The organism is Nitrospina sp. P1_D6 (assembly GCF_052156615.1).
Classification (GTDB): Bacteria; Nitrospinota; Nitrospinia; order Nitrospinales; family Nitrospinaceae; genus Nitrospina.
In genome coordinates this window covers 288,118-311,881 of record NZ_JBQKUN010000004.1, presented here as the reverse complement: position 1 = coordinate 311,881, position 23,764 = coordinate 288,118, and the positions used below count along the sequence as shown (strand labels likewise).

Sequence of the window (23,764 nt, the reverse complement as noted above, 5' to 3'; positions counted from 1 at the left end):
CGATTCCGCTTCCAATTTTCTACTTTTCTACGAAGTCCCGGACGAACCCGCAGACGCATCCAACTGTTCCAGAATTTTTGTGAGCACGCCTTCCATGTTCTGGTAAACCTCGTCGTTGGTGAACCGAAACACCGTGATGCCCAACTTCTCAATGCGTTGTTGCCGCACGGGATCCTGTTGTTCCGCCGCGTCATTAAAATGCGTCGGCCCGTCGATCTCGACCGCCAAGCGGGCCTCGGGGCAATAGAAGTCCACGACATACTTTTCAATTCCATACTGCCTGCGGAATTTGTATCCGTTCAATTGTTTGCGGCGCAGGCGGCTCCATAGAAGGCGCTCGGCGGGAGGGGAATCGCGGCGGAGCTTTTGCCGCAGGGAGGCGAAAAGATTATTATTGAGCCGTTTGGGCATGGAATAATAAAGTCCGTTTTGCAGTGTCTTGAGCGGGAAACTATCTGACGTCTTCAAGCTTAATGGAGAAGCGGGAAAAGTGGAAGAATCATCGGTAACCCCTCCCAGCCCTCCCCTTGAGAAGGGGAGGGGAATAATAAGGTGAAGCCGCCTCAAACCTGTTTACCAAGAACCGCTATTGTGTCGAGCATCCCCCAACACATCCCCTCCTTTTCAAGGAGGGGATTGAGGGGAGGTTACCGATGTGCGGAATTTGGATTTTACAATTCCGCCTCCTCATTATTTTTTTAACCGCCACTAACCGATCTGTTAAACAGGTGATGCCGCCATAAAAAATAATGCGCCCAAAAAAATTCAATTGGACCCAACTTCCAAACACACGTTGCCCGGTGGGATGTTTTCAAGGATAATCGCACGAATGGGTGACGCGGGATCGCTGGGGAAAGTGTGAATGGGTATTGAATAAGGAAGGTCTCATTGCAACCCCCCTCAACCTGGCCTGTCACTCTGTGAGTGCTCCCGCGGGGGGAGAAGGAACCTCAAGCACTCCCTATTCCTCAACGGGAGCATTCACAGAGTGGCGCACCGAGTGCGGAACGCTGCTAAAAATGAAATGCACTTTCCGGGGTTTCCGGGCAAAAAAAATCCCGCCTGTTTGGGCGGGTCGGTGTCTGAACGGATTGCTTTGAATCCAGGCTGCCCAACCGGGGCAGGGGGGTGATGCGGACAGGGGGTCAGGAATTGCAGCCGTCGCCGTCGCAGGAATTCGGCGGCACGTCGGCGGAAGGCGGGGTGCCTTCTTCTTTTTCCTTGTTGCGTTTGGCTTCCACTTCCAGCGCGCACTTGTAGGCGTGAAGCTTATCCTCGATCTTCGGCCGGCACCGTTTGGCCTTGCAGTTGCCGGTGCCCACGCGGATGGCCCGCCGGAGGGCTTCAAAAGACAGCGCTCCGTCCTGGATGGCTTTCATGATGGTGCCACCGGTTATACTTCTACAAATGCAGACTTTTTTGAAGTGATCGACCCAGTCGGTTTCGGTCTTGAGGGTCATATTTTCCTCGCCATGTGATTCGCAGTTTGTCATTATATCTTGGTTTTAGCGTAAGTTAACCCTTTTTTTCAAAAGGTGTCGATGAAGGTTTTCGGCCTTGCCGCGGCCACCGGGGTGCTCCTCGCCTGCTCCTTCCCCCGAATGGACTGGGAATTCCTCGCGTGGGGGGCACTCATCCCCTTGTTTTTCGCGGTTTTCGGCCAGACGCCGAAGCGCGCCGCGCTGTTGGGATTCACCGCCGGCATGGTGTTCTACGGCATCAGCCTGAGCTGGGTGACGAACACTTTAGTCAACTACGGAAACATCCCGACCGCGATTGCCTGGCCCATCCTTTTTCTTCTGGCCGGGTATCTGAGCGCCTACATGGCGCTCTTCTGTTTTCTGACAGTCCAACTCAGCCGCAATCAACCGCTTTACTTCATCGCGCTGACCCCCTTCCTGTGGACGGCGCTCGAATACCTGCGCTCCACCCACCTGGAATACGGTTTCTCCTGGCAGGGGCTGGGCTACTCGCAATACCTCAACCTGCCCGTCCTGCAGATGGCCGACCTCACCGGCGTCTACGGCATCTCGTTTCTGATCGTCGGGGTCAACGCCTGCCTGTTCTACGTGTTCCACCCGCGCCTGCGCAAAGAGACCCCGTGGAGCCGCTACCGCACCCACGTGTCGGTAACCATGTTCGGCGTCTACGCGCTGGTCCTCGCCTACGGCTGGTCGGTGATGAGCGCGCACAAAGAGGAACCGGTGAAGCCGCTGAAAGTCGCACTGGTGCAGGGCAACATCCCGCAACAGATGAAATGGGACCCGCAGTACAAACAGCAGATCCTGGACACTTACCGCGAACTCACGGTGACGGCGGCGGTGAGCGGACCGGATTTCATCGTCTGGCCGGAGGCGGTGACGCCGTTTTATTTCCTCAACGATCTCCAGGGCACCACGGCGGTGGTGACGCTCGCCGACGAGCTCGACACGCCGCTTCTCTTCGGCAGCCCCCGCGCGGAACAGCAGGGCGGCGAATGGGTCTCCTACAACAGCGCGTACCTGCTGTCCGGCGACGGCAACATCCAGGGCCGTTACGACAAGATCCACCTGGTGCCGTTCGGCGAGTTCATCCCGTGGCAGTCGGTGTTGTTCTTCCTCGACAAGATGGTGGTGGGCATTGGCGACTTCGGCCGCGGTGAAGAGGCGACCGTGTTTTCCCTGAACGGGTACAAGTTTGCGGTGTCGATCTGTTACGAGATCACGTTTCCGGACCTGGTGCGGCGTCCGGTGGACCACGGCGCGCAGTTTCTGGTGAACATCACCAACGACGCGTGGTTCGGCAAAAGCGCGGCGTCGTACCAGCACATCAGCATGGCCGCCCTGAGGGCCGTCGAAAACCGTGTACCGATTGTACGCGCCGCCAACACCGGGATCAGCGGCGCAGTCGACACGCTGGGGCGCATCACCCCCACAACCGGGCTGTTCGAGCGCGAGGTGCTGATCGCCAGCATCCAGCCCCGGACCGGCCCCGCCACGCTGTATTCACGGTTTGGGGACTGGTTCTGCTACCTGTCCCTGCTGGTTTCGATCGGCCTGGGAGCCGTGGCCTGGCGACGGACGCGCCCTCCTGCCGCAACCCCCAAATCCACTCCAACCCCGGATGCCCCCGTTCCGTAGGCGCGGAAAACGGTTTTCTTGCGCCGCGCGTTGGCGTACAGTAATCTTTCAACGAGGAGAATGGAATCGATGGAAAACGAGACACAACAGGCCACCTTCGGTGCCGGGTGCTTCTGGCACGTGGAACACGCGTTCCGCCAGTTGCGCGGCGTCACCCACACTTCCGTCGGCTACACCGGCGGACACGTGGCCAACCCCAACTACCGCATGGTGTGCACCGGCGAGACGGGTCACGCCGAAGTCGTGCGCGTGCATTACGATCCGAACGTGGTCACCTACGAAGAACTGCTGAACGTGTTCTGGCAGGAGCACGATCCCACGTCGCTCAACCGGCAGGGACCCGACGTCGGCACGCAGTACCGCTCCGCCATCTTCTACCACACACCCGAGCAGGAGAAGATCGCGCGCGAGACGGTGGACCGGATCAACCAGTCCGGCAAGTACCGTTCGCCCATCGTCACCGAGATCGCCGAGGCGGGTCCGTATTACCTCGCCGAAGACTACCATCAGCAGTACTTCGACAAGCGCCGCCGTTTCATGGGCGCCAACCGGGAGCAGGGGTTTTAATTTCAGTTTCGCGGGAGGTTGTCATGCAGGAAGAACACAACGAATCCAAACCAAACCGGCGCACGGTCCATTACCTGAGCAAGACGCAGATCAAAAAGGAATGGGCGAAGCTCGACCTCGACGACCTGGAAAACCCGCCGCCCAGCGAAGAAACCCTCACCCTTCACGAACTCTACGAAGACGACCTGTTCGGCCTCGGCAACGAATAGGCCGCAAGCGCGGCAGGCAGATGGCTGCCGCTCTTCCCCGCCTGCGATGGTCCACGGACGCACTCCCGAAGTACCTTTCCTGTTTATAAATCCCTCATTTTTTATTTATAAAAAAAATTATAAATATTTATAAAAAATAAACCATTTAAAATTAATGGTTTAAAATGGGGTTGACTTGTGGTAAAAATGTTTATAAAAAAATTTATTAATATTTATAATAAAATTTATAAACTAATATGCCCTCCCGGAAGCAATCCGATGACATCCGAAAATTCCTGCTGGAGCAAATTCCGAAGCATCCACGGGACATCGCCACGGTCGCCATGCACCGGTTCGGACTGTCGCGTCCTGCCATTCACCAGCATCTGGATCACCTGATCAAAAACCATCAAGTGATAAAAACCGGACGCACCAAGGGAGCGCATTACAGTCTCGTTTCCAATTTAAACAAACACCTGACCTTCGACCTGCAAACCGGTTTGACGGAGTCCATGGTTTGGAATGAATATCTGAACGAGGCGTTTTCCATATTGCCTCAAAATGTTTTTCTGATCTGTGAGTACGCGTTTGGAGAAATATTTAATAACGCACTTGACCATTCCAATGGAACGCGGTTTGAAGTCATCACTTCCAACGCCGATCACGAAATCAGAATTGAAATCAAAGACAACGGCGTAGGAATTTTTAATAAAATTCAAACCGCTTTTAATTTGGAAACCGAACAGGAAAGTATTCTGCATTTATCAAAGGGAAAACTGACCACCGACAAAGAGCGGCATACGGGGGAAGGTATTTTTTTCACCTCCCGCCTGATGGACACCTTCATCATTTGGTCGGGAACCCTCACCTACCAAACGAGCATGGGGGGTGAAGACTGGTGGTTAAAGACCGAGGACAAGTCCTTCAAGGGGACAGACGTGGTCATGTTTCTGGATATGACAACACCCAGGACCATGGAAAGCGTGTTCCGCAAATTCACGAGGGATGATGAAGATGAAATTCCCCGCTTCGATAAAACCCGGATCACCGTAGCCTTGAGCAAACATGGAGACGAACGGTTTGTTTCCCGTTCTCAAGCCAAGAGGCTGGTTTCCGGACTGGATCAGTTCCAGGAAATTCTGCTCGACTTCAAGGACGTGAGGACAGTGGGGCAGGGGTTTGTGGACGAGGTGTTCCGTGTGTTTCAGAACAGGCATCCGCACATAAAGATCGAATACACCAACGCCAACGATGATGTCGAGTTCATGATAAAAAGGGGTCTCCCAACTCGAGGAGAAGCAACATAGCCAACGCGCTACCCGGATTTTGGCGGGAGCCTCCTGGCGAACGAACGATGGTCGGTGCACCCGATTAAAAATCCACCACACCACTCCCGGGGGCGGTCCGGCTAGCCGCCGACAATCGTTTCCATCACCACATTGAGATTGGTATCGCCGGCGTTGGCGTCGATCTGGCCTTCCATGTCGCCGGGGGTCGATTTCAGGTTGCCGTCGTTGTCCAGCCGGAACAGCAGGGTGACCGCGCCATCGAACTCCGTATCCGGCAGCATGGCGTCGGCCTGGCCGATGCGGAATTCATACGGAAACTTCGCGCCGATGACGCGTTTGACCGCCAGCGGAGCGCCGCCCTTCACCCCGTGCGGCCGAGCCAGGATGAACAGGACCGGCGTCTCCGGGAGGTTTTTCTGCAATTCCGGGGTCAAAGACAGCGTCCCGGTGATTTCCTTGCCGCCCCGCACCTGCTCGCCCAGCACGATGTTGGCCTGCTTGTTACCGGGCTCCACGTCGATGCGCCCCTCCAGGTCGCCGGGCCGCGCCTTGGGGTCGCCGTCCAGGTCCAGCCGCGCCGACACGGTGAGCGGTCCCTCAAAACTGGTTCCCTGCATCATCACGTCCGCCGGGCCCAGTGAGTACTCCATCGGGAAATTGAACAGGTTGATCTTCTTCACTGCGAGAGGGGGACCGCCCTCCACCCCGCGCGGCCGGGCATAGAGGAAGACCACCGCCGACTGCGTCACCATCGGCGTCTGCCCTTCTCCCAGGGTGATGGTCCCCTCCACCGCCTTGGCCTGGAGCTTCGGATCGTTCTTTTTCTCCAGTTTTTCCACCACGGCGGGAGGCACCTTATGCTCCTTCAATTCCCTCTCGCACGCACTCAGCACCAAAACTGTGGATAAAAGCCCGATTATGGTAAAAAATTTGAAAATGACTTTCAAAGTATATAAATTTTTTGACATGGGATGAATCCTGACAAGGTTCTTTGCATCACAATAGCAGAGGATACAAAAAAATTCATTATTTAGCACATGTGGGTGTAACAGCGAACACCTTTCATTCTGGGGAGGTAGGACGATTTCTTAAAGTGGATGCGCCTTACCGAGACGGTCTTGAAGCAGGAGTTCCGGACCCCAAAAAAAGGAGGGATCCGTATGTTTTATCCGGTCAAAGTTCTCGATGAAAACGGAAATATCAAAAAAGTTCTATCTCCTAAAAAACTGAGCAGGGAATACTGGGGCAAGGTCTTTGACGATAAAAACCGCGCTTCCAAGGGCAAAAAAGGCAAACGTCCGGCGGCCAAAATCGATCCGCTATTGGAACCGGACGAAAACGCATTGGAGGATTGATCCGGGTTCACCAGCGTGAACCGGGGTATCAATCCACCTCCCGACCAACCTCCAGAGGTTGGAGATTCTCCCGCTAATGCAAGGGGAAGGGCCGGGTGCTTCGGCATCCGGCCCTTCTTCTTTTGCAGGAAACCCCCGATGGGAAATGCCTCACCCGCCCCCGAGGGTCCGCGGGCCCAATTTAAAATCCAAACTCAATTCTTTCCCGGACCCGGTGAACGCGGGGCCGATTTCCCGGCCATGGCGCGGCGGTAGTCCTCGCCTTCCATTTTCACAAACCGGCACATCTCGGCAAGCCGTGAGAAGATGCGGTCGCCCACCTTTTCTTCCAGCGTCTCCTCCCCCGTCCAGGTTCGGGAAGCATCGCTCCGGGAAAATTCCACGTGCGTGTCTTTCGTTTTCTTTTCGCGGTTGGGCTCCGACACTTCATCGGTGTAGTTGGTGGTGAAGACGGTCACCTTGTCGGCGGCGTTGTAGCGATTGGAGATGATCTGGTCGAGCATCGTCAACTCCCACTCCGTGTTGCGCCCCTTCGCCAGTTCGTCGATCACCAGCACCGGCGCGTGCACGAACGGATTGATGATGGCCTGCTCGGAAAGGTCCTGCGAATACCCGTGCCGGATGTCGGACAACAATTGGAAAAAGTCGATGAACTTGCCGTGCACGCCCTTCTCCAACAGAAGAGCCTTCAAAATGCTCACCGCCAGGTGCGTCTTGCCCACACCCGGTGTGCCCATGAACAAAAGACCGCACTGCGGTTTCTGGTCGAAGTCCTTCACAAAATCCCGGGCGATCCGGAGGGCCAGCTTGTTGGTCTGCGATCCAATGGGATGGTAGGTTTCGAACTGCGTTTCCAGGTATTTCCCTGGCAGGTTGGCGTCGTTGAACCGGTCGAGGTGTTTTTTCAATTCGGCGCATTCGCATTCCTGCAGAAACGAAATGCCCGTCTCATCTTCCGCGAACACATAACCGCGTCCGTGACAGGCTTCACAGGCGAAACATTCGCACACCGCCGCACGCAGCCGGCCTTCCTGGTTGTTCAATACATAATGGTTGCCGCGGCAGGCCTTGCAGGTTTTTGCGGACGTGGTACGGGGACGGGTCATCTGGCCGCCTTTCCGAGTTCGTCTTCCACCTGCTCGCGCATTCCCGTCAACGACACGCGCGGTGAAGTCGATCGCGACTGCCGGGTGGCGGTGCGCCAGGCCGTTTCAATGGCGCGGCACAACACCTCCACGGGCACGCCGCGGTTTTCCCACTGCGTGATGAGGTCGTAATCGCTGGCGGACAGCGACAGGCCCGATCCCTTGAGCGTCAGAAAAAACTGTTCGACGTGGGTCAGGTAATTGAGGTTGTCCCGTTCAAGGAGACTCATGCGAACGTGCGGCGAAAGGATGAATGGGGTGAAGTGTTACCGAATGGTACTGCCTGCCCGGTTTCTTTTCAAGCCGTAATGTCGAGAAGCGTTCCGGTCATGTCGTCGGCGGCGCGGATGGCGCTGGCGTTGGCGCGGAACTGGCTGGAGGCGAGAATCTGTTGCACGATTTCTTCGGTGATGTCGACGTTCGACAACTCGAGGCTTCCCGACTGCAGCGTGCCGAGCGAGTGGGTGCCCGGACTGCCGACAATGGGTTGACCTGACGAACCGCTGACGGTGAACAGGCCGTTGCCGAGAGCGTTCAGTCCGGCGGGATTCTGGAACCCCGCGAGTTGCAGTTGACCCAGCGTCTGCGTCTGTCCGTTGACCAGAGCGGAGACGCTTCCGTCGGAGCCGATACTCACATTCTGCGCGTTGCCCGGAATGGTGATTTCCGGAATCAGCGGATGCCCCTCGGCGGTGACGAGCCGGCCGCTGCCGTCGATCTTGATTGCGCCCAGGCGGGTGAAGCCGGTGCCGCCGCCCCCCAGCGTAACCTGAAGAAACCCGTTGCCCAGAACCGCGACGTCCAGCGGATTGCTCGTCGGGACAAGGGGTCCCTGCGAGGTGGACCGCGTCACACTCGCGGCGCGTGCACCGCCGGAGGCGTTGTCCACAATGTTGACGCGACTGCTTTTGAATCCGGAGGTCTGTACGTTGGCGAGGTTGTTGGCGCTGGCCTGCAGTTTCTTGCCAGCGGTTTGCAATCCGGAAAGCGAGGAAAACAAGGAATTGATCATGCGTCACCTCCCTGATGGCCCGGTGCAGGCCACGGCTCTTTTTACGCCGCCGCCGGTTCCATGCCGGTGACCGGCTCCATACCCGTGACGGGTTCCTGACTTGTGACGGGTTCCGCCAGCACAGCGGGTGCGGCGATGGGTTCGAGCACGGGTTCCACCACCGGTGCAAATATCAGGGGGCGGATCATGGCGGTTTCATCACAGCGTTCCTGCTTCGGGCACACCTTGCAGTCTTTCCAGATTTTTTCCGGCAGGCGGTTTTTGTCGATCACCTCAAACCCGAACCGGTGAAACAACGGCACGGCGTAAGTCAGCACGAACACGTGCGAGTACCCGGCGTGGATGGCGTCGTCGATGCCGCCTTCAATCAGGCGGCTGGCGATGCCCGTGCGAGCGTGGTCGCGGTGCACGGCGAGCGACCGGATTTCGACCAGGCCTTCGGCGCCGTAGCTCAGCGCCAGGACGCCTCGAATTTGTCCGTCCTCCCGGTAAACGCGGAACTGGTGCAGGTTTTTCCTTACGTCCTCGAGCAGGCGCGGCAACATGAGGCCCGACTCCGCGTAATCGTTGATGAGGTTCAGAATGTCTTCGGCGTCGCCGGGTTGTGCGTGTGTGATCATGCAGTAAGGGATTCGCTGTTTTCTTCGGGGTCGACGCCGTCCATCACCGACAACGCGTAATCGAAATCGTCATAATTGACGATCTCGCTGTCGGGGTACGATACGATCCGCAGGTTGATTTTTAGAAACGCATCCGCCGGACCGGGGTTGAGTGCATCTTCCACGTCCGACTTCAGCCGGTTGGCCATTTGACAGGCGGCATCACCGCAAATTCCGGGGAGAAGCACCATGAAATCGCCGTCGTTGACCCGGAACAGCAGGTCGCCATCGCGTGAATTTTGCTGGAGAATGCGGCCGATCTCGACGAGAATTTGATACCTGTCTATGTCCCCAGTATTCATGAGATCATCCCAATAGTCAATCTGCAATTTGACGCAGGAAAGGCTCTTTTCGTAACGCCTTGCGCGGTCGAACTCGCGTTTCACCGCCGTGTTCAGGTACGACTCGTTGTACAGTCCGGTGACGGAATCCAGGAGGGATTGATTTTTCATTCCTTCCATCAGGAGCACGTTGTCGATGGCGATGCCCAGCTTCTCGGCGGTGCGCTCCAGGTAGTCGGTACGAAGGCCCTCATGGAACTGCGCCGGGTCGATGCTGCCCAGGCACAGCGCGCCGGCCATCTTGCCGTGCAGGAGGATCGGAATCAGGGCTTCAGAGCGGATGGGTCCGGAATCGGTTTCGGCGAACAGCTCGGATCCGGCTTCCAGGTTGTTGCGCATCAACGGGCCCCAGCCATCCTTGAACCAGTCGAACAGGGTTTCCTGGTCGATCAGGCGCAGGCTTTCGATGCCATCCCGCGGCGTGCCCTGCGGCAGGCTGGTAGCGATGAAATGATCCGCGCCATCCACCAGGCAGATCATCACGCCCTGGATGCCGAAGCGCTTGATGATCTCGCTCCGGATCTCGCTCGCCATCTGCATGAAGTTGTGGCTGTACAGACAGATGCGCTCGATTTCGAACAGGTGCTCGAGGATGCGCTCATTGCACTCCGCCACTTCCATGAACCATTCGAGTTGACCCTTGATGTGTTCCTTGTCCTGCTGGACGCGGCGCAGGATGCGGTCGGCGATGCTGAGCGTCTTGAGCGGCTGCACGGGCAGGTCGGTTTCCTCGATGGTTTTGATCCGGGTCAACAGCTCCGGGTAATCGTTGAAAAACTCCGGGTGTTCGTTCAAATACAAAGCCACTTCGTCGTTGTTCATACTCGCATCCTTCCCACTACCGGTGAATATTACAGGTGCGGAAAACCGGGCTTTCCCACCCCCGTCCGGGCAAAAACAGAAAATATTGAAATTTCAACACTTATAAAAGAGGCCGATTGGAGGCCCTCTTATAAGCTATTGATTCTTTTAAAGTTGATTAGGTAAGCATTATAACCGAATTCTGTTTAACTGTCTCCATAAAAATGCAATCATCTGATTGATTTTTTGGAGGTTATGGGAGGGTGCGGAAATCAGGGGAAAACGGGAAAGGGCCAACCGGGCGAGGGGTTCAAGGGTAGGGGGGCACGGCGGGCGGGGCGTCGTCCGGCGGCTGGGTCGGAGCGTCTTCGCCACCCAGGGTCGGTGACTCTTCCAGCTGGGTTTCGGGGGTTTCGGTTTCCACCGCGGGTTGTTGGAGCGGCGGCTGCGGTGGCGCCTTGCGCCCGCAGGCGGACAACACCAACCCCGCCAGCAACAGGACGATCAGCAATCGGCAAAATGTTTTGAGGTGTGGCGTCATTTTGAGCGTTGGTAATGTGGATACAAAGGAAGATTCATGAACCCCCCTCATCCTGGCCTTCTCCCGCCAGGGGAGAAGGAACCGGGCTACGCCCGGAAGGAACAAGTCGTATTCAGCAAGTGCAGGATGACCCTCGTTCGCCCGTAACGCATCAGCCTGTTTGGCGCGGGCCACGCCCGCCCACGCACGAGGTGATTCGGGCTACGCTCCAGGAAAATATTTTGAGTTTGGAACGCGCCCAAAAACCATCGTTCGCCCGCAACGTATCAGCCTGTTTGCCGCGGGCCACGCCCGCCCACGCAGTGGGGGCAGGTTATTTCCATTCTTTGGTCACGCGCTTCAGTTGTTCCCGCACCTGGTTGCGCGCCGTGCCGCCATAGACGTTCTTGCGGTCCACCGCGCCTTCAATCGACACGTAATCGAAAATATCCTTCTTGAATTTCGGCGAGAAGGTTTTGTATTCGTCGAGCGACAGGTCGGTCAGTCCCTTGCTGTGTTTCAGGCAATAGGCCACCGCCTTGCCCGTCACCTCGTGCGCATCGCGGAAGGGCATGCCCTTCAGTACCAGGTAATCGGCGATCTCCGTGGCCGTCAGAAACCCGCTGGCCTCGAGCGTGGCGATCGACGGGGCGGTGAACTTCGCCGATTTCATCATGCCGTCGAACACGTCGAGCGCGGTCTGCACGGTATCGACCGCATCGAACAGCGGTTCCTTGTCCTCCTGCATGTCCTTGTTGTAGGCCAGCGGCTGGCCCTTGAGCAGAGTGAGCAGGTTCATGAGGTGACCGTACACCCGTCCCGTCTTGCCGCGCACCAGCTCCGCCGCGTCCGGGTTCTTTTTCTGCGGCATGATGCTGCTTCCCGTGGTGAACGCGTCGGACAGCTCCACCAGCTTCCACTCACTGCTCGCCCATAGAATGAGTTCTTCGCACAGTCGGCTGAGGTGCGCCATGAGTAAAGACGCGGCGGCGAGGAACTCGACAACGTGATCGCGGTCGCTCACCGCGTCCATGCTGTTGTGCGTGACGGCCGGGAACTTGAGCAGGCGCGCGGTGTAGTGGCGGTCGAGGGGGTAACCCGATCCCGCCAGCGCCGCCGATCCCAGCGGCATCACGTTCACCCGCTTGAGGACGTCGTCGAGGCGGGCGCGATCGCGTCCGAACATCTCGACGTAAGCCAGCAGGTGATGCGCCAGCGACACCGGTTGCGCCCGTTGCAGGTGCGTGTAACCGGGGATGATGGTGTTGACGTGTTTTTTGGCCTGACCGATCAGCGTTCGGCCGAGCCGTTTCAATGACCGTTCGATGTGCGTGATCTCGTCGCGCATGTACAGGCGCAGGTCGAGCGCCACCTGGTCGTTCCTGCTTCGGCCCGTGTGCAGTTTGCCGCCGGCGGGACCGATCTTTTCGATCAGCCGCTTTTCGATGTTCATGTGCACGTCTTCGAGTTCTTCCCTGAAGACGAATTTGCCACTCTCGATTTCTTTCAGGATGGATTGCAGGCCGCCGATGATTTTTTTCGATTCCGCGGATGTCACCAGCTTCGCCTTCTGCAGGGTTTTACAGTGGGCGATCGAGCCCTGGATGTCGTAGGCGTAGAGCCGCCGGTCGAACGACACCGATTGCGAGAACCGGATCATCAGGTCGTCTGTCGCCTGCTCGAATCTGCCACTCCACGGTTTTTTCATTTGCGGGGCCCGAATAATAAGAAATGAAACAATAAGTTAAGGCGAGATTGTACTGGCACAAGGCAGATGGGGCAAATTTAATTTATTGACGGGGCCGGGAGCTACGAGTCCACCAGTTCCAGCTTCAATTTTTTGCCCACGGCGCTGGCGGCGCGGTTGAGGGTATTGAGGGTGACTGAAGGGTTTTCCGGATCGAGCAGGCGGTCCAACGCGGCGCGGCTGGTGTGCATGCGTTGCGACAACTCCGGCTTTTTGAGCCCCTTCTCTTTCATCGTTTGTTCAAGCTGGTACGCAAACACACGTTTCAAGGCCAGAGTGTTGGCGGCATCCAGCGTCCCGTCTTCTTCCAGCAACGCGTCCAGGGTCGATCCCAGGTGCGGATTCTTTTTATGTTTTTTACTCATGGGCTTCCAATTCCCTTCTTCTTTTTAAAGCCAGATCCTTATCCGGTTTCGGTGTTTTCTGGGATTTTTTGATGAACCCGTGCAACAACACCATGCGTTCCTCGTGAATACAAAAGATAACGCGGGCAATGCGGTTTTCCAAACGGGTGCGAACCTCCCAAAGTCCCTGACCCAGAGGACGGCAAGCCGGCATGCCAATGGGCCAACCGTATTCGACCGTTTTGATGTCAGCTCCTACAGCAGTTCGATCGGCTTTGCCCAACGACAGTAACCAGTCCCGAACGGGTTCCGTCCCCTGCTCGGTTTTAAAAAATACCGCCGGAACCCGCTTAAGATCCATAACAAAAATGTATCAAATTTGGTACATCAATTCAAGAAAAGTTAACAGGGAAATGGCTACTTCCATTTTCCCTCCGGCCGTGGGCCGGTCAGGCCGACTTGCTCCACTTTTCTTCGTGGACGATGTGGACGGGGGTGCCTTTGGGCAGGACGTGGGCGAGGAAGTCGAGGTTCCATTCCTGGATGTTGGGACAGCCCGCACTGCCGCCGCGGTGGTCGTAGTTTTTCTTGAAGAACTCGTTGGTGCGCGCCACGTTGACGCCGTGGATGCCGTAACTGCCCGGCACCGGTTTGCCCAGCCGCTTCATGCCCAGCCACCAGTGGCCGATCTCATGATCCGGGTCGCCGAACGGAATGGCGCGCACGATGGTCTTGCCGTTCACGTCTTCCTTCTTGTACCAGGTCGGTTTGAACAGCTTGTTTTCGATCTCGTACTCGCCGACCGGCGTCTCTTCATCCTTGCGACCGAAGATGGCGGGGATCTCCAGAATTTCTTCATCGTTGTAAAAAATCTTCAGCATGCCGGTTTCCAGGATGCCCAGGATGTACCAGCTCTCCGCATTGGTGGAATACCTGGCGATGCGTTTGCCGTCGAACAGCAACTCCGTCGTTCCGTTCTTCTTCACGTACCTGGTGCGCGGGTCGTCGTAGATGCGCTTGACGATGACCTTCAGGTTCTGCGGGACCTTGTTGTTCTGGATCATCTGGTCGATCATCTGCGCCAGTTCCTGGTTTTTCTTTTTCGTCACCACAAGGTCGCGCTCGAGTTTGTCCAGCTCGATTTTGATCTTCTTCACCTCCTGCGGGGAAGCCATGCCGAGCTGGCCGAGCCGTTCGTAGATCATGTAATCGACGCGCTTCTGCGTGGCGGCGTCGAGCACCAGCCCATAAACGAACCACAGGCCGAGCACGGTGACGGCGACCGCGGACCCCGACCACGCCAGCGCGCGGCGGGTGCGGGAAGACAGGCGGTAACGGGTGACTTCGCTCCGCACCTGGCTTTCCTTTTTCTCCAGCGCCTGGAACCCGGCGTCCTTGAACTTGTCGTGCAAACGGCGTTCGAGGTCGGACAGGTGCGGCAGGTTGTCCGCCAGCTTGGCGCGGATGGCGTCCAGGTTCTCGCGCGTTTTACGGTCGTAACTGCCGACCGGATCCTTGTTGGCGATCAGGTTGTACTCGGCGATCGTCAGGACTTTCAATTTGGATGTCTGCGCCATAGAGGTGTCGGTAATGACCTTATCCGCTCACCCGCCGAACACGCGGAAGCGGGAGTTGGTTTTGTATTTTTCCAGGTAACTCAGTATAACGCGGTCGTCCTCGTCCAGCGCCGGGCAATTTTGCATGTTCGACGAAAGGCCGCGCGCAATCTGGTCCATGCGGCCCGCCAGTCCCGAGTCCATGGTGTAAAAAAGCGAACCGCGGTTGTTGGTGATGTTTACCACCTTGTTCTGCGGCACCATGCCGAGAATGTGAATCCGCTTTTTGTACTGGTGGTACTTGTCCAGCGTGTCGAGGTACTGACGCAGGCGGTCGAGCGCCGGTGGCACTTCCTTCAAATCCTCGAGGCGGTTGAACACGAGGCCCATCTGTTTGTTCTTCATCGACTCATACACCGCCGCCTTGCCGTCCTTGGCCTGCACGCGCTCGATGTATGCCTTCTCGATACCCGTCAACTGGCCGCGCGCGTAGTCGGCGTTGAAGTCTTCGTAATAATCGATGAAGGTGTGGAGCGCGTCGATGCTTCCGTTGATGGCAAGCGTGTTGCTGAGGTCGAAGACGAACGCCACCTGGTCGATCTGGCAGATGAGCGACGACACATGATTGACCCCGCCCGCCGGGGTGTCGAGGATGGTGTGCTCGAAGCGGTCGAACACGCCGCGCAGGAAATCGAGGAACAGCAGAAGAAACTCCGGCTGGTTGATGCGCTTTCGATGCTCGCGCTTGCCCAGAATCGGCACCTCGCCGCCAATCAGCGAAAACCCGTATTCCTCGATATGGTTGATGTAGTCGTCGGGATCGGGACGCGATCCGGCGTCCGCCTTCATCATGACCGCGCGCAATTTGTCCAGCGGGATGGCATGGACGAGGTCCGCCACCTCGCGCAGTTGCGCCGGGGTCTGTACTTCGCCACGACGCAGAAACAGTTCGTGGAGGGTGTCGGCGAACTCAAATCCACCAAAATGAAACAGCTCCGTCTTGAGAGTCTGGTAGCGGCTGTACTGTTTCTGCAGTTGCGCATCGCCGGCCTCGATGGTGCCTTCGGTGTAACGGCGGAAGGTGGACAGCATCTGGTAAACCGTGCGGAGGAAATCGACCTGGTACGTCTTGTTGGCGAGCGCCTCGAACAGGTCGTAGAAACTGCGTGACGGGTGGCTGTCCAGCAGGCTGGCGATGGTGGGGAGGCGCAGGTCGAGATCGACCAGGCAGATCGGCCGGTTCGTCTGCGTCGATTCCAGAACCCGTGTCAGGGCGGCGGCGGTGTTGATCGCCAGTGTCGTCTTGCCGATGCCCCCCTTCGGGCCGATGTACGAAATGATGGACATGAAAAACAGTGGCTCCTTTTGTAACCCTTCTCCTAGTCCATTAAAAACTCGAGCGCGCCGGATCGGTGTTCATCTGTGTTCATCTGTGGTTTCTTGCCCTTCTTTTTTCCCACCGCGGCCGGTACCGGCGATCACCAGCGTGATTTCACCCTTCCATTTTTTACCACGGTTCGTTTCAACCAGTTCCTGTAAAGACCCGCGCAGGATTTCCTCGTGCATCTTGGTCAGCTCGCGGGCGATCACCGCCTGTCGGTCGCCGAAGGCATCGAGCAGTTCCGTGAGGGTTTTCTCCAGGCGGTTGGGGGACTCGAACAGCACCACCGCACCGGGCAGTTGCGAGAGCGATTCGATGGTCGCCTTCCTGCGTTTCTTGCGCGGCAGAAACCCGGCGAAGGAAAAGCGGTCGATAGGCAGACCCGACACCGTGAGCGCCGCCATCACCGACGAAGGTCCGGGAATCGAAACCACGTTGATGCCGGCTTCCAACGCCTGCCCGACAAGGTAGAACAGGGGATCCGAGATGCCCGGCGTGCCCGCGTCGGAGATGAGCGCGACATCCTCCCCGGCCTGCAACGTTTTCAAAAACTGCGGCGCTTTTTTGATCTGGTTGTAACTGTTGAAGCTGGAAAGGGGCGTGCTGATCTGGTAATGATCCAGCAGGATGCGCGACCGGCGTGTGTCTTCCGCGGCGATGAGCTTCACCGCGCCCAGGGTCTCGACCGCCCGGTAGGTGAAGTCCCCCAGGTTGCCGATCGGCGTGCTGACTATGTATAAGGTACCGTCCTCGTGGCTGGCCATACCCCGCATTGTACGGTCAGGTCCGCACAATCTCAATAACTAACTGGATTTCAACGGGTTAAGGAGGCGGTGGCGCGGGGCCTTCCGGGAGCGGGCGGTGTGGGTGCGGCGCGGTCCCGGGATGAAACAGGGCCGTCAGTTTTTATGGTCGGTGCCGGTTTTTTCCGCCGACTCATCCTTCACCAGGGGGACCACCTTTTTTTCGCTGACTCCCATCTTGCAGTTGCCGTCGAAGACCGCACCGACTTCAATGAAGATCGAGGGTGTGTCGATGTTGCCGACCATTTCGCTTTTGGCGTGGATCTCGACGCGCTGGCTGGCCTTGATGGTGCCGTAGATTTTGCCCTTGCAGATGACGGTGCCCGCGGTGATGTCTGCTTTCACCACACCTTTTTCACCGACGATCAACGTGTCCTGCGTCTGCACTTCGCCTTCCAGTTGACCGTCCATGCGCACGGTGCCGGTGAAGCTGAGGGTTCCTTTGAAATGGGTCTCCTCGCCCATGTACGCCTTGATGTCCTTGTTGGTTTCCACTGGCTTCGCCATGCCTCCTCCGCTAGTTGCTGGTTTTGAATCGAACATTCCCATAATCGTTTTTCTTTCAATTACTTGATTATCATATCATGAATGCGTTGTAAATCGTCATTGTTGTAATACTGAATGACCACCTGGCCGCCCTTCCTGCCCGCCTTCACGTGCACCTTGGTACCCAGCTTGCGCTCGAACTGCTTTTCGAGGTCTTTTATGAATATGTCCTTTTGGGCGCTTTTTTTAGTGGCGGTGGATGAGGGCTGGCTGATCCGCTGGGCCAGTTGCTCCAGCTGCCGTACGGTCATGCCCTTTCGCACCACCAGCTGGCGCGCGTCTTCGCGGTCGCGTTCGTTGCCGATGGCAAGGAGCGCCCGGGCGTGGCCCATGCTCAACCGCTCGGCGGCGAGATCGTCCTTGATCGGCTTCGACAGTTTCAGCAGTCGCAGCGTGTTGGCCACGGTCACCCGGTTCTTGCCGACCCTCTGCGCCACCTCGTCCTGGGTCAGGCCGTAGTCCTGAACCAACCGCTGGTAGGCCTCGGCTTCCTCGATGGGATTCAAATCCTGGCGGTGGATGTTTTCGATGAGCGCGATCTGGAGCGACTCGGTGTCGTTGACTTCACGGATGACCACCGGAATGTCTTTCTTCCCCGCCGCCTGGCTGGCACGCCAGCGGCGCTCGCCGCAGATCAACTGGTAGCCGTCGCCCTGCTTCTGCACGACGATGGGCTGGATCACGCCGTTCTGCTTGATCGATTCCACCAGCTCGTTCAGTTTTTCGTCGTCGAATTCCTTGCGCGGCTGGTTGGTGTTGGGCACGATCTGTTCCAGCGGCACCGTGGTGACGCCGGCGGATGGGGCCGGCGCTTCGGTGCTCTCCGGCGCGTCTCCAAACAGCGCGTCGATGCCCTTGCCCAAAGCTTTGCGGCTCATGGCGTCACCTCACTCAGATTTGGGGACGGATTCCCCTGCCGCGAACGCGTGCGGGCTATGATTTCTTTGGCCAGTTCGACGTAGGCATCCGCGCCTTTCGAGCGGCTGTCGTACAATACCACCGGCTGGCCGTGGCTCGGTGCCTCGCTCAACCGCACGTTTCGCGGGATGACGGTCTTCAGCAGAAAATCCTTGAAGTATTTTTTCACCTGGTCCTGCACCTGCCGTGTGAGGCTGGTGCGGGCGTCGTACATGGTGAGCAGGATGCCTTCGATGCGCAACTCCGGGTTGAGCACCTGCTTGACGCGCTTGAGTGTTTTCATCAAATGGCTCAATCCCTGAAGCGCGTAATATTCGCACTGCATCGGCACCAGCACGGAGTGGCATCCGGTGAGCGCATTCAAAGTAAGCAGGCCCAAAGACGGCGGGCAGTCGATGACCAGAAAATCGAATCGATCCAGCGCCGGCTGGAGCGCCTGCTTCAGGCGCGATTCGCGGTGCTCGATGCCGACCAGCTCCACTTCCGCCCCGGCAAGATCCACCGTCGCGGGAACGATTTTGAGGGTATCGATTTCGGTGGCATGGACCACGTCGTCCAGAGTGGCCGAACCCATCAACAGACCATAAATACCACCGTTGCCGTTGGGAGTGACGCCGAGGCCGCTGGTGGCGTTGCTTTGCGGGTCGATGTCCACAAGCAATACTCTTTTGCCTGCAAGGGCAATGCATGCGGCCAGGTTCACGGCGGTCGTGGTCTTGCCGACGCCGCCTTTCTGATTGGCGATGCTGATGATCGAAGCCATTTGGATAGCCTCCAGGGTGGGAGAAAACTCATTCAATGTAGCACGGAATTTTATACCCCGCCAACCGAAAAACCCCGGCCATGCGGCTTGTGACCCGATTTCAACCGGTTCCGTTCGTCCAGACAAAAGCCTCAATGTTCCACGTGAAACAGGGCCTGAGACCCCATTCTATGTATTGCAGTTGAATCCCTCACAAATTCATTCATATTCCCCCCGGGCGGGGCCCGGTGTTTCACGTGGAACATTGGGGAAGGCGGGGGATTATTGAAATGGTTGATTGAGGGTTTTGGCCCCGGAAAAAGGGAAACTTCAGTGTTGGAGGCGGAATACGAGGAGCCGCGACTCTTTGCCGTCATGCCCGAAAATAGGGAAGGCCTGGTCTAATACAAAGGGGCTGGTGGCCGGGATGGTGGCCTCCCCTTCTTCCAGACCCTTTTTCACCACCACCCGCCCTCCCGGTTTCAAAAACGGCCGGGCCCAGTCGAGGCATTGGCCGGTGGAACCCACCGCGCGGTAGGTGACGCAATGGAAAGATTCTGCCAGAGCCGGGTCGCCTGCCGCCTCTTCCGCCCGGGCGTTCACCACTTCGAAATCGTGGAACCCCAGTTCCGACCCGGAGGCATGCAGAAACCCGGTTTTCTTGCGCAGGCTTTCGAGCAGGGTGAGGGGAAGGTCGGGAAACAGGATTTTGAGCGGAATCGCCGGGAAGCCTCCGCCGGAACCGATGTCAAGGGTTCGCAAATCCGGACTCACCGCCCGCGCGTATTGAAGGGAGTCGAACACATGCCGGCGGATCACTTCCCCCGCGTCTTTTTCAGAGGTCAGCTGGATTTTGGGATTCCATTTCTCCCACAGGCGAAGGAAACGCGACAGGGATGAAACGACAGCCGCGGGGTCCGGGTGCTTTGGCAGGTTCAGGTTGGGGTGACGCAGGAGGTCGGCGATCAGTCCTTCCACGGCGGGATCACTTTTGCAGGACTTTTTTAAATTCCGCCGTCATCACAGGGAGGATTTCCAGCACGTCACCCACGATGCCGTAATCGGCGACGTCGAAGATCGGCGCGTTGGGGTCCTTGTTGATGGCGACGATGCAGCGCGACGAGGACATTCCGGCCAGGTGTTGCACGGCGCCGGAGATGCCGCAGGCGATGTAGAGGTCGGGGGAAACCGTCCGGCCCGTCTGCCCGACCTGGTTGGAGTACTCGCGCCAGCCGTTGTCCACCACCGGTCGGCTGGCGCCCACCGCCGCGCCCAGCACTTCGGCCAGTTCTTCCAGCAGGGAAAAGTTTTCCGGCTTCTGCATGCCCATGCCGCCAGATACGATGATACGGGCTTCGGTGATGTCCAGCTTGCGTCCGGCGGCCTGCACCACTTCCTTCACTTTCAGACGGAGGCCGTTTTCGGGGATTTCCGCTGTGACCGGCTCAACCGGCGCGCCATCGCCGGGGGTGGTCTCACCGGGACGGAATACGTTGGGTCGGAGCGTGAGAATGCAGGGCCGGGTATCGCCGAACTGGAAGGTGATGTGCGCCTTGCCCGCGTACACCGGGCGGCGGGCTTTCACCACCCCGCCTTCGGCCTGGAGTTCAATGCAGTCGGTGGCCAGGCCCGCACCCAGTTTGGCGGCAAGAGCCGGGGCCAGTTCCTTGCCGTGGTTGGTGGCGCCCATCATGACCACGTCGGGCTTTTCCGACTGGATCCCGGGGACAAGCGCTTCCACCAGCGCAAGGCTGTTGAAGGTTTCCAATGCCGCATGCTGAATGTGGAGTACCCGCGCGACACCACAGGTAGCAACCTCTTCCGGAATTTCGGCACCGGGTGCGGTGGCCACCACGGCCGTCACCTTCGCACCCAGTTCACCGCCCAGGGCTTGGCCCGCATGGAGCGCTTCCAGGCTGACCGGTTTCACCTGACCGCCCAGCACCTCCGCCAGAACCCAGATCTGTTTGCCCTCGCTCATGGCTCTCCTCTTGATTGAAATTCACAATCCCGTTCGGGGCACCCTGCCAGCGAGCCTATTCTAAACGGAACCGGGCCCGTTCGGGGCGATTTTTTATCATGCCATTTTGGGCATTCTAAATATCTGCCGCTTCAACCGGGTGCAGGAAAAATAAAAACCCCGGGAACTTGCGTTTCCGGGGTTTTTTGGGAACTGAAAAAAAAAGTTACTTCTTGAGAGTGGCCTGAAGTGTGATCTCCGGGCCCGCCAGTGCCTTGGACACCGGGCAACCGACTTTTGCGGCTTCCGCGATTTCCTGGAACTTGGCGTCATCGATGTCCGGGATGGTGGCTTCCATAACGAGATCGATCTGGGTGATGCCGAAGCCCCCTTCGACCTGGTTCAGGTGAACCGTTGCCGTGGTGGCCACCGACTCGGGCGTGAACCCGCTCTTTCCCAGAGTGGCGGAAAACGCCATGGAGTAGCAACCCGCATGTGCGGCGGCGATCAGCTCTTCGGGGTTGGTGCCGTCTCCGGATTCAAACCGGGAAGGAAACGAAAAGGGGCCCTCGTAGGCACCGCTTCCGAGTTTCATGGTTCCTTTCCCCTCTTTCAAACTTCCGTTCCAGCGTGCAGATGATTTTCTTTCAGGCATGGTTCTCCTCTCCAGAAAAGAAATAAATTTTTATTGGGAGTATTTAAAGATTCGTATCTGATGGGTTGACCTGTCCAAGGTTATATTTTTAGAGGAAGGAATGGGTAAAAAGATTTATTTTAGGCGCATTTTTTTAGCCTCTTTCGGAGTGCGGGCAATTTCAGGGATCAGGGAATATGCAGGATTTCCTTTATTTTCCTCATAAACTGCAATTTGGTATAGGGTTTAGGCAAAATGCCGTCGCACCCGGCCTGGCGGATGGCCTCCAGGTCCGAATCCCGGCACAAACCGGTGAGGGCGATGATTTGGGCCGGAAACCGTTTCTGCACCGATTCCATCCTGCGGATGGCTCGAGTGGCGGCCAGCCCATCCATTTTGGGCATTCGCATGTCCATGAAAACAAAGGGAAAGGGATCCCTTTGAAACTTGTCCACCACTTCCATCCCGTCGCTGGCAAACTCCACCATGAACGGAAAGGCATTCATATAGTACTTGATCAACAACTGCTGCTCCGGGGAATCCTCGGCAACCAGCACACGCACCGATTGAATGGGCATCGGCGCCATCCCGAGCTGGCCTGTCCGGTCCTGCAGGGGGGTGGAGGCGGGAGCGTCCAGAATATTTCCCGGGGACCCGAATTCCAAGGGGCAGCTGTCGGGCCATAGCACCGGGATCTGGTTTTTTTTTCCAAAAATACCCGTATCCGCTTTTTTAAATCCGGACAAGACCGTTTCCCTCGGGCCGCAAATCTTTCTGGACATCATATGGATACCGGGGCCTCCCTTGGAATCCGCCCCCTCCCTGAGCTCATGCTTCAAACTCGGGAAAGTCGGTGCCCGGCCGGGATTCCTGGTCGTCGTACATGGCACCGTTACGGGTTTTAAAAAACAGATCCAGCGGGATGGTTTCCTGCTGCAGAAATCCGTTTTGCGGCAGGTCCCCATTGGAAACGAGTTCGACCACCGCACAAACGGAAGCCGCAGTGGTCCAGGAAATGGCGCGCCAGTGGTTGCCCGCAATTTTTCGCGGGTAATAACTGCGCACAAACTCCGCCCGGCCCAGTTTTTTGTTCCGCCAGCCTTCCACCGCCGCATACACGAACACCACGTCGTCGTTCACCGGCGGCTTGGCGTTGACCAGGATTTCCCCGGCCATTCTGCGGTCGTTGCGCATGTGCAGTTCGTTGAAGAAAAACCGCATCAGTTTGTTGTGCCCGGGGTAGCGGATGGTTTTGTAATTCAACCGTTCCACCTTGCCGTCGTAGGCCTCGCACATGGTGCCAAGGCCGCCTGAGGTGGAAAACGCCTCCAGTTGCATGCCGTCGATCACCACGGTCTCCAGGTTTTCCATCGCCGGAACCTGCGCGCGCTGTCCGTCCTGGATGACATCGCAGTCGTTCAGGTATTCATTCACCACCCCCTCCGGCGACCAGTTGAAGGCGTAACCCAACAGCCCGCTGGGATTCTGCGGCAAGGCGCCGACGCGCAGTTCGATGCTCCTCAATTTTTTGAAGGTCTTGGCAAGCTCCGCACCGACAATGCTGATGTACCCCGGGGCCAGCCCGCATTGGGGCGCAAGAATCCCTTTGCCCTTTCGGGCCATTTTACGGATTGCCGCCGTGGTGGACACGTCTTCCGTCAAATCAAAATAATGTATTCCCAGGGAGTGGCCACACTCGGCCACCGCTGTGTTCAGGTCATAGGGCAGGCACGACACCACCGCGTCATGACCGCGCATCTGCTTACGCAAGGTCGCAACCCGGGTCGCGTTTCCCTGCTTCACCGCAAACGGCAGGTCCTCATGAGTTTCGCTGTCCAACCCCGTTACAACGAAACCGGATTCATGAAGCAGGATGCCCACCAGTCGGCCCACTTTTCCCAGGCCGACCACAAGCACCGACTCGATTTTGCGATTCATATCCTAAACCCGAACCCACTGAATTTCATGGCTGACCATACCTATATTGTATGATTATTCATAAATGGATGTCTGGAATTTCATCCAGAATCCACAGAATTTTTTACTGCAAGGGGCCGCGATTCCTTATCGGAAATCCGGAAAATCGCCCTTAGTCTAAAATGCTGAATGTTTTACAAATAGAACAAATATCATTTGG

28 protein-coding genes are annotated in these 23,764 nt (G+C 57.4%); 5 read left to right on the top strand and 23 right to left on the bottom strand.

Annotated elements, in window-relative coordinates:
* Positions 1–27: 27 nt before the first annotated feature.
* Positions 28–411, bottom strand: a complete 384-nt coding sequence (locus ACTRXA_RS09565; RefSeq protein ID WP_442426970.1) for an endonuclease domain-containing protein — start codon at positions 409–411, stop codon at positions 28–30.
* Positions 412–1,145: 734 nt separating this feature from the next.
* Positions 1,146–1,460 (bottom strand): (2Fe-2S)-binding protein, encoded by a 315-nt coding sequence (locus ACTRXA_RS09560; RefSeq protein WP_442426969.1) that lies wholly within the window; start codon positions 1,458–1,460, stop codon positions 1,146–1,148.
* An 81-nt stretch (positions 1,461–1,541) separates the two neighbouring features.
* Here ACTRXA_RS09560 and lnt point away from each other — a divergent pair, with 81 nt between their 5' ends.
* The 4 genes from lnt (at position 1,542) to ACTRXA_RS09540 (ending at position 5,181) form a co-directional block, all read left to right on the top strand.
* Positions 1,542–3,119, top strand: coding sequence for an apolipoprotein N-acyltransferase (gene lnt / locus ACTRXA_RS09555; protein WP_442426968.1), 1,578 nt, complete (start codon positions 1,542–1,544; stop codon positions 3,117–3,119).
* A 69-nt stretch (positions 3,120–3,188) separates the two neighbouring features.
* Complete coding sequence (msrA, locus tag ACTRXA_RS09550) at positions 3,189–3,686, top strand: peptide-methionine (S)-S-oxide reductase MsrA (protein WP_442426976.1); 498 nt, start codon at positions 3,189–3,191, stop codon at positions 3,684–3,686.
* A gap of 23 nt (positions 3,687–3,709) precedes the next feature.
* Entirely contained in the window at positions 3,710–3,895 is a 186-nt protein-coding gene (locus tag ACTRXA_RS09545; protein WP_442426967.1) for a hypothetical protein, read from the top strand.
* 236 nt (positions 3,896–4,131) lie between these two features.
* Positions 4,132–5,181, top strand: a complete 1,050-nt coding sequence (locus tag ACTRXA_RS09540; protein WP_442426966.1) for an STAS-like domain-containing protein — start codon at positions 4,132–4,134, stop codon at positions 5,179–5,181.
* Between the two features lie 101 nt (positions 5,182–5,282).
* On the opposite strand, the gene ACTRXA_RS09535 is transcribed toward ACTRXA_RS09540, so the two are convergent.
* Positions 5,283–6,032 (bottom strand): c-type cytochrome biogenesis protein CcmI/CycH, encoded by a 750-nt coding sequence (locus ACTRXA_RS09535; RefSeq protein ID WP_442426965.1) that lies wholly within the window; start codon positions 6,030–6,032, stop codon positions 5,283–5,285.
* Positions 6,033–6,323: 291 nt separating this feature from the next.
* On the opposite strand from ACTRXA_RS09535, the gene ACTRXA_RS09530 reads away from it, so the two are divergent.
* Entirely contained in the window at positions 6,324–6,518 is a 195-nt protein-coding gene (locus tag ACTRXA_RS09530; protein ID WP_442426964.1) for a hypothetical protein, read from the top strand.
* Between the two features lie 194 nt (positions 6,519–6,712).
* On the opposite strand, the gene ACTRXA_RS09525 is transcribed toward ACTRXA_RS09530, so the two are convergent.
* From ACTRXA_RS09525 to ACTRXA_RS09430, 20 genes are all read right to left on the bottom strand, one after another.
* Entirely contained in the window at positions 6,713–7,624 is a 912-nt protein-coding gene (locus ACTRXA_RS09525) for an ATP-binding protein (protein ID WP_442426963.1), read from the bottom strand.
* Complete coding sequence (locus tag ACTRXA_RS09520; RefSeq protein ID WP_442426962.1) at positions 7,621–7,893, bottom strand: hypothetical protein; 273 nt, start codon at positions 7,891–7,893, stop codon at positions 7,621–7,623. The genes ACTRXA_RS09525 and ACTRXA_RS09520 overlap by 4 nt, the downstream gene beginning before the upstream one ends.
* A 68-nt stretch (positions 7,894–7,961) precedes the next feature.
* On the bottom strand, positions 7,962–8,675 hold the full coding sequence (locus tag ACTRXA_RS09515) for a flagellar hook-basal body protein (RefSeq protein WP_442426961.1): 714 nt from the start codon (positions 8,673–8,675) through the stop codon (positions 7,962–7,964).
* 41 nt (positions 8,676–8,716) lie between these two features.
* On the bottom strand, positions 8,717–9,295 hold the full coding sequence (locus tag ACTRXA_RS09510) for a GNAT family N-acetyltransferase (protein WP_442426960.1): 579 nt from the start codon (positions 9,293–9,295) through the stop codon (positions 8,717–8,719).
* On the bottom strand, positions 9,292–10,497 hold the full coding sequence (locus tag ACTRXA_RS09505) for a DUF484 family protein (RefSeq protein WP_442426959.1): 1,206 nt from the start codon (positions 10,495–10,497) through the stop codon (positions 9,292–9,294). The genes ACTRXA_RS09510 and ACTRXA_RS09505 overlap by 4 nt, the downstream gene beginning before the upstream one ends.
* Positions 10,498–10,786: 289 nt before the next feature.
* Positions 10,787–11,017: a hypothetical protein gene (locus ACTRXA_RS09500; protein ID WP_442426958.1), complete on the bottom strand. Its 231-nt coding sequence runs from the start codon at positions 11,015–11,017 to the stop codon at positions 10,787–10,789.
* A 313-nt stretch (positions 11,018–11,330) separates the two neighbouring features.
* On the bottom strand, positions 11,331–12,704 hold the full coding sequence (gene argH, locus ACTRXA_RS09495) for an argininosuccinate lyase (protein ID WP_442426957.1): 1,374 nt from the start codon (positions 12,702–12,704) through the stop codon (positions 11,331–11,333).
* 101 nt (positions 12,705–12,805) lie between these two features.
* Positions 12,806–13,108, bottom strand: a complete 303-nt coding sequence (locus ACTRXA_RS09490) for a helix-turn-helix domain-containing protein (RefSeq protein ID WP_442426956.1) — start codon at positions 13,106–13,108, stop codon at positions 12,806–12,808.
* Positions 13,101–13,448: a type II toxin-antitoxin system RelE/ParE family toxin gene (locus ACTRXA_RS09485; protein ID WP_442426955.1), complete on the bottom strand. Its 348-nt coding sequence runs from the start codon at positions 13,446–13,448 to the stop codon at positions 13,101–13,103. Before ACTRXA_RS09485 ends, ACTRXA_RS09490 begins: the two co-directional genes overlap by 8 nt.
* Before the next feature lie 88 nt (positions 13,449–13,536).
* Complete coding sequence (locus ACTRXA_RS09480) at positions 13,537–14,664, bottom strand: L,D-transpeptidase (protein ID WP_442426954.1); 1,128 nt, start codon at positions 14,662–14,664, stop codon at positions 13,537–13,539.
* A gap of 27 nt (positions 14,665–14,691) precedes the next feature.
* On the bottom strand, positions 14,692–15,990 hold the full coding sequence (locus ACTRXA_RS09475; protein WP_442426953.1) for a ParA family protein: 1,299 nt from the start codon (positions 15,988–15,990) through the stop codon (positions 14,692–14,694).
* Positions 15,991–16,059: 69 nt separating this feature from the next.
* Positions 16,060–16,788 carry a 16S rRNA (cytidine(1402)-2'-O)-methyltransferase gene (rsmI, locus tag ACTRXA_RS09470; protein WP_442426952.1) on the bottom strand — a complete coding sequence of 243 codons (729 nt, stop codon included), beginning with the start codon at positions 16,786–16,788 and terminating at the stop codon, positions 16,060–16,062.
* A 135-nt stretch (positions 16,789–16,923) separates the two neighbouring features.
* Positions 16,924–17,334 (bottom strand): bactofilin family protein, encoded by a 411-nt coding sequence (locus tag ACTRXA_RS09465; protein ID WP_005006831.1) that lies wholly within the window; start codon positions 17,332–17,334, stop codon positions 16,924–16,926.
* 59 nt (positions 17,335–17,393) lie between these two features.
* Positions 17,394–18,251, bottom strand: a complete 858-nt coding sequence (locus ACTRXA_RS09460) for a ParB/RepB/Spo0J family partition protein (RefSeq protein WP_442426951.1) — start codon at positions 18,249–18,251, stop codon at positions 17,394–17,396.
* Entirely contained in the window at positions 18,248–19,054 is an 807-nt protein-coding gene (locus tag ACTRXA_RS09455) for a ParA family protein (RefSeq protein ID WP_442426950.1), read from the bottom strand. The genes ACTRXA_RS09460 and ACTRXA_RS09455 overlap by 4 nt, the downstream gene beginning before the upstream one ends.
* A gap of 309 nt (positions 19,055–19,363) precedes the next feature.
* Complete coding sequence (gene rsmG, locus ACTRXA_RS09450; protein ID WP_442426949.1) at positions 19,364–20,011, bottom strand: 16S rRNA (guanine(527)-N(7))-methyltransferase RsmG; 648 nt, start codon at positions 20,009–20,011, stop codon at positions 19,364–19,366.
* Positions 20,012–20,018: 7 nt separating this feature from the next.
* The gene (locus tag ACTRXA_RS09445; protein WP_442426948.1) at positions 20,019–21,014 is read right to left on the bottom strand and encodes an electron transfer flavoprotein subunit alpha/FixB family protein; all 996 of its coding nucleotides are present in this window, start codon (positions 21,012–21,014) and stop codon (positions 20,019–20,021) included.
* A 205-nt stretch (positions 21,015–21,219) separates the two neighbouring features.
* Positions 21,220–21,648 (bottom strand): OsmC family protein, encoded by a 429-nt coding sequence (locus ACTRXA_RS09440; protein ID WP_442426947.1) that lies wholly within the window; start codon positions 21,646–21,648, stop codon positions 21,220–21,222.
* A 167-nt stretch (positions 21,649–21,815) separates the two neighbouring features.
* Entirely contained in the window at positions 21,816–22,205 is a 390-nt protein-coding gene (locus ACTRXA_RS09435; RefSeq protein ID WP_442426946.1) for a response regulator, read from the bottom strand.
* Positions 22,206–22,455: 250 nt separating this feature from the next.
* The gene (locus ACTRXA_RS09430) at positions 22,456–23,565 is read right to left on the bottom strand and encodes a saccharopine dehydrogenase C-terminal domain-containing protein (protein WP_442426945.1); all 1,110 of its coding nucleotides are present in this window, start codon (positions 23,563–23,565) and stop codon (positions 22,456–22,458) included.
* Between the last annotated feature and the right edge of the window lie 199 nt (positions 23,566–23,764).

Excerpts from the sequence above, each read along its gene's own strand:
- ACTRXA_RS09565 (WP_442426970.1), bottom strand. The coding sequence starts at position 411 with ATGCCCAAACGGCTCAATAATAATCTTTTCGCCTCCCTGCGGCAAAAG.
- ACTRXA_RS09560 (WP_442426969.1), bottom strand. The coding sequence starts at position 1,460 with ATGACCCTCAAGACCGAAACCGACTGGGTCGATCACTTCAAAAAAGTC.
- lnt (WP_442426968.1), top strand. The coding sequence starts at position 1,542 with ATGAAGGTTTTCGGCCTTGCCGCGGCCACCGGGGTGCTCCTCGCCTGC.
- msrA (WP_442426976.1), top strand. The coding sequence starts at position 3,189 with ATGGAAAACGAGACACAACAGGCCACCTTCGGTGCCGGGTGCTTCTGG.
- ACTRXA_RS09545 (WP_442426967.1), top strand. The coding sequence starts at position 3,710 with ATGCAGGAAGAACACAACGAATCCAAACCAAACCGGCGCACGGTCCAT.
- ACTRXA_RS09540 (WP_442426966.1), top strand. The coding sequence starts at position 4,132 with ATGCCCTCCCGGAAGCAATCCGATGACATCCGAAAATTCCTGCTGGAG.
- ACTRXA_RS09530 (WP_442426964.1), top strand. The coding sequence starts at position 6,324 with ATGTTTTATCCGGTCAAAGTTCTCGATGAAAACGGAAATATCAAAAAA.
- ACTRXA_RS09525 (WP_442426963.1), bottom strand. The coding sequence starts at position 7,624 with ATGACCCGTCCCCGTACCACGTCCGCAAAAACCTGCAAGGCCTGCCGC.
- ACTRXA_RS09520 (WP_442426962.1), bottom strand. The coding sequence starts at position 7,893 with ATGAGTCTCCTTGAACGGGACAACCTCAATTACCTGACCCACGTCGAA.
- ACTRXA_RS09515 (WP_442426961.1), bottom strand. The coding sequence starts at position 8,675 with ATGATCAATTCCTTGTTTTCCTCGCTTTCCGGATTGCAAACCGCTGGC.
- ACTRXA_RS09510 (WP_442426960.1), bottom strand. The coding sequence starts at position 9,295 with ATGATCACACACGCACAACCCGGCGACGCCGAAGACATTCTGAACCTC.
- ACTRXA_RS09505 (WP_442426959.1), bottom strand. The coding sequence starts at position 10,497 with ATGAACAACGACGAAGTGGCTTTGTATTTGAACGAACACCCGGAGTTT.
- ACTRXA_RS09500 (WP_442426958.1), bottom strand. The coding sequence starts at position 11,017 with ATGACGCCACACCTCAAAACATTTTGCCGATTGCTGATCGTCCTGTTG.
- argH (WP_442426957.1), bottom strand. The coding sequence starts at position 12,704 with ATGAAAAAACCGTGGAGTGGCAGATTCGAGCAGGCGACAGACGACCTG.
- ACTRXA_RS09490 (WP_442426956.1), bottom strand. The coding sequence starts at position 13,108 with ATGAGTAAAAAACATAAAAAGAATCCGCACCTGGGATCGACCCTGGAC.
- ACTRXA_RS09485 (WP_442426955.1), bottom strand. The coding sequence starts at position 13,448 with ATGGATCTTAAGCGGGTTCCGGCGGTATTTTTTAAAACCGAGCAGGGG.
- ACTRXA_RS09480 (WP_442426954.1), bottom strand. The coding sequence starts at position 14,664 with ATGGCGCAGACATCCAAATTGAAAGTCCTGACGATCGCCGAGTACAAC.
- ACTRXA_RS09475 (WP_442426953.1), bottom strand. The coding sequence starts at position 15,990 with ATGTCCATCATTTCGTACATCGGCCCGAAGGGGGGCATCGGCAAGACG.
- rsmI (WP_442426952.1), bottom strand. The coding sequence starts at position 16,788 with ATGGCCAGCCACGAGGACGGTACCTTATACATAGTCAGCACGCCGATC.
- ACTRXA_RS09465 (WP_005006831.1), bottom strand. The coding sequence starts at position 17,334 with ATGGCGAAGCCAGTGGAAACCAACAAGGACATCAAGGCGTACATGGGC.
- ACTRXA_RS09460 (WP_442426951.1), bottom strand. The coding sequence starts at position 18,251 with ATGAGCCGCAAAGCTTTGGGCAAGGGCATCGACGCGCTGTTTGGAGAC.
- ACTRXA_RS09455 (WP_442426950.1), bottom strand. The coding sequence starts at position 19,054 with ATGGCTTCGATCATCAGCATCGCCAATCAGAAAGGCGGCGTCGGCAAG.
- ACTRXA_RS09445 (WP_442426948.1), bottom strand. The coding sequence starts at position 21,014 with ATGAGCGAGGGCAAACAGATCTGGGTTCTGGCGGAGGTGCTGGGCGGT.
- ACTRXA_RS09440 (WP_442426947.1), bottom strand. The coding sequence starts at position 21,648 with ATGCCTGAAAGAAAATCATCTGCACGCTGGAACGGAAGTTTGAAAGAG.
- ACTRXA_RS09435 (WP_442426946.1), bottom strand. The coding sequence starts at position 22,205 with ATGCCCATTCAATCGGTGCGTGTGCTGGTTGCCGAGGATTCCCCGGAG.
- ACTRXA_RS09430 (WP_442426945.1), bottom strand. The coding sequence starts at position 23,565 with ATGAATCGCAAAATCGAGTCGGTGCTTGTGGTCGGCCTGGGAAAAGTG.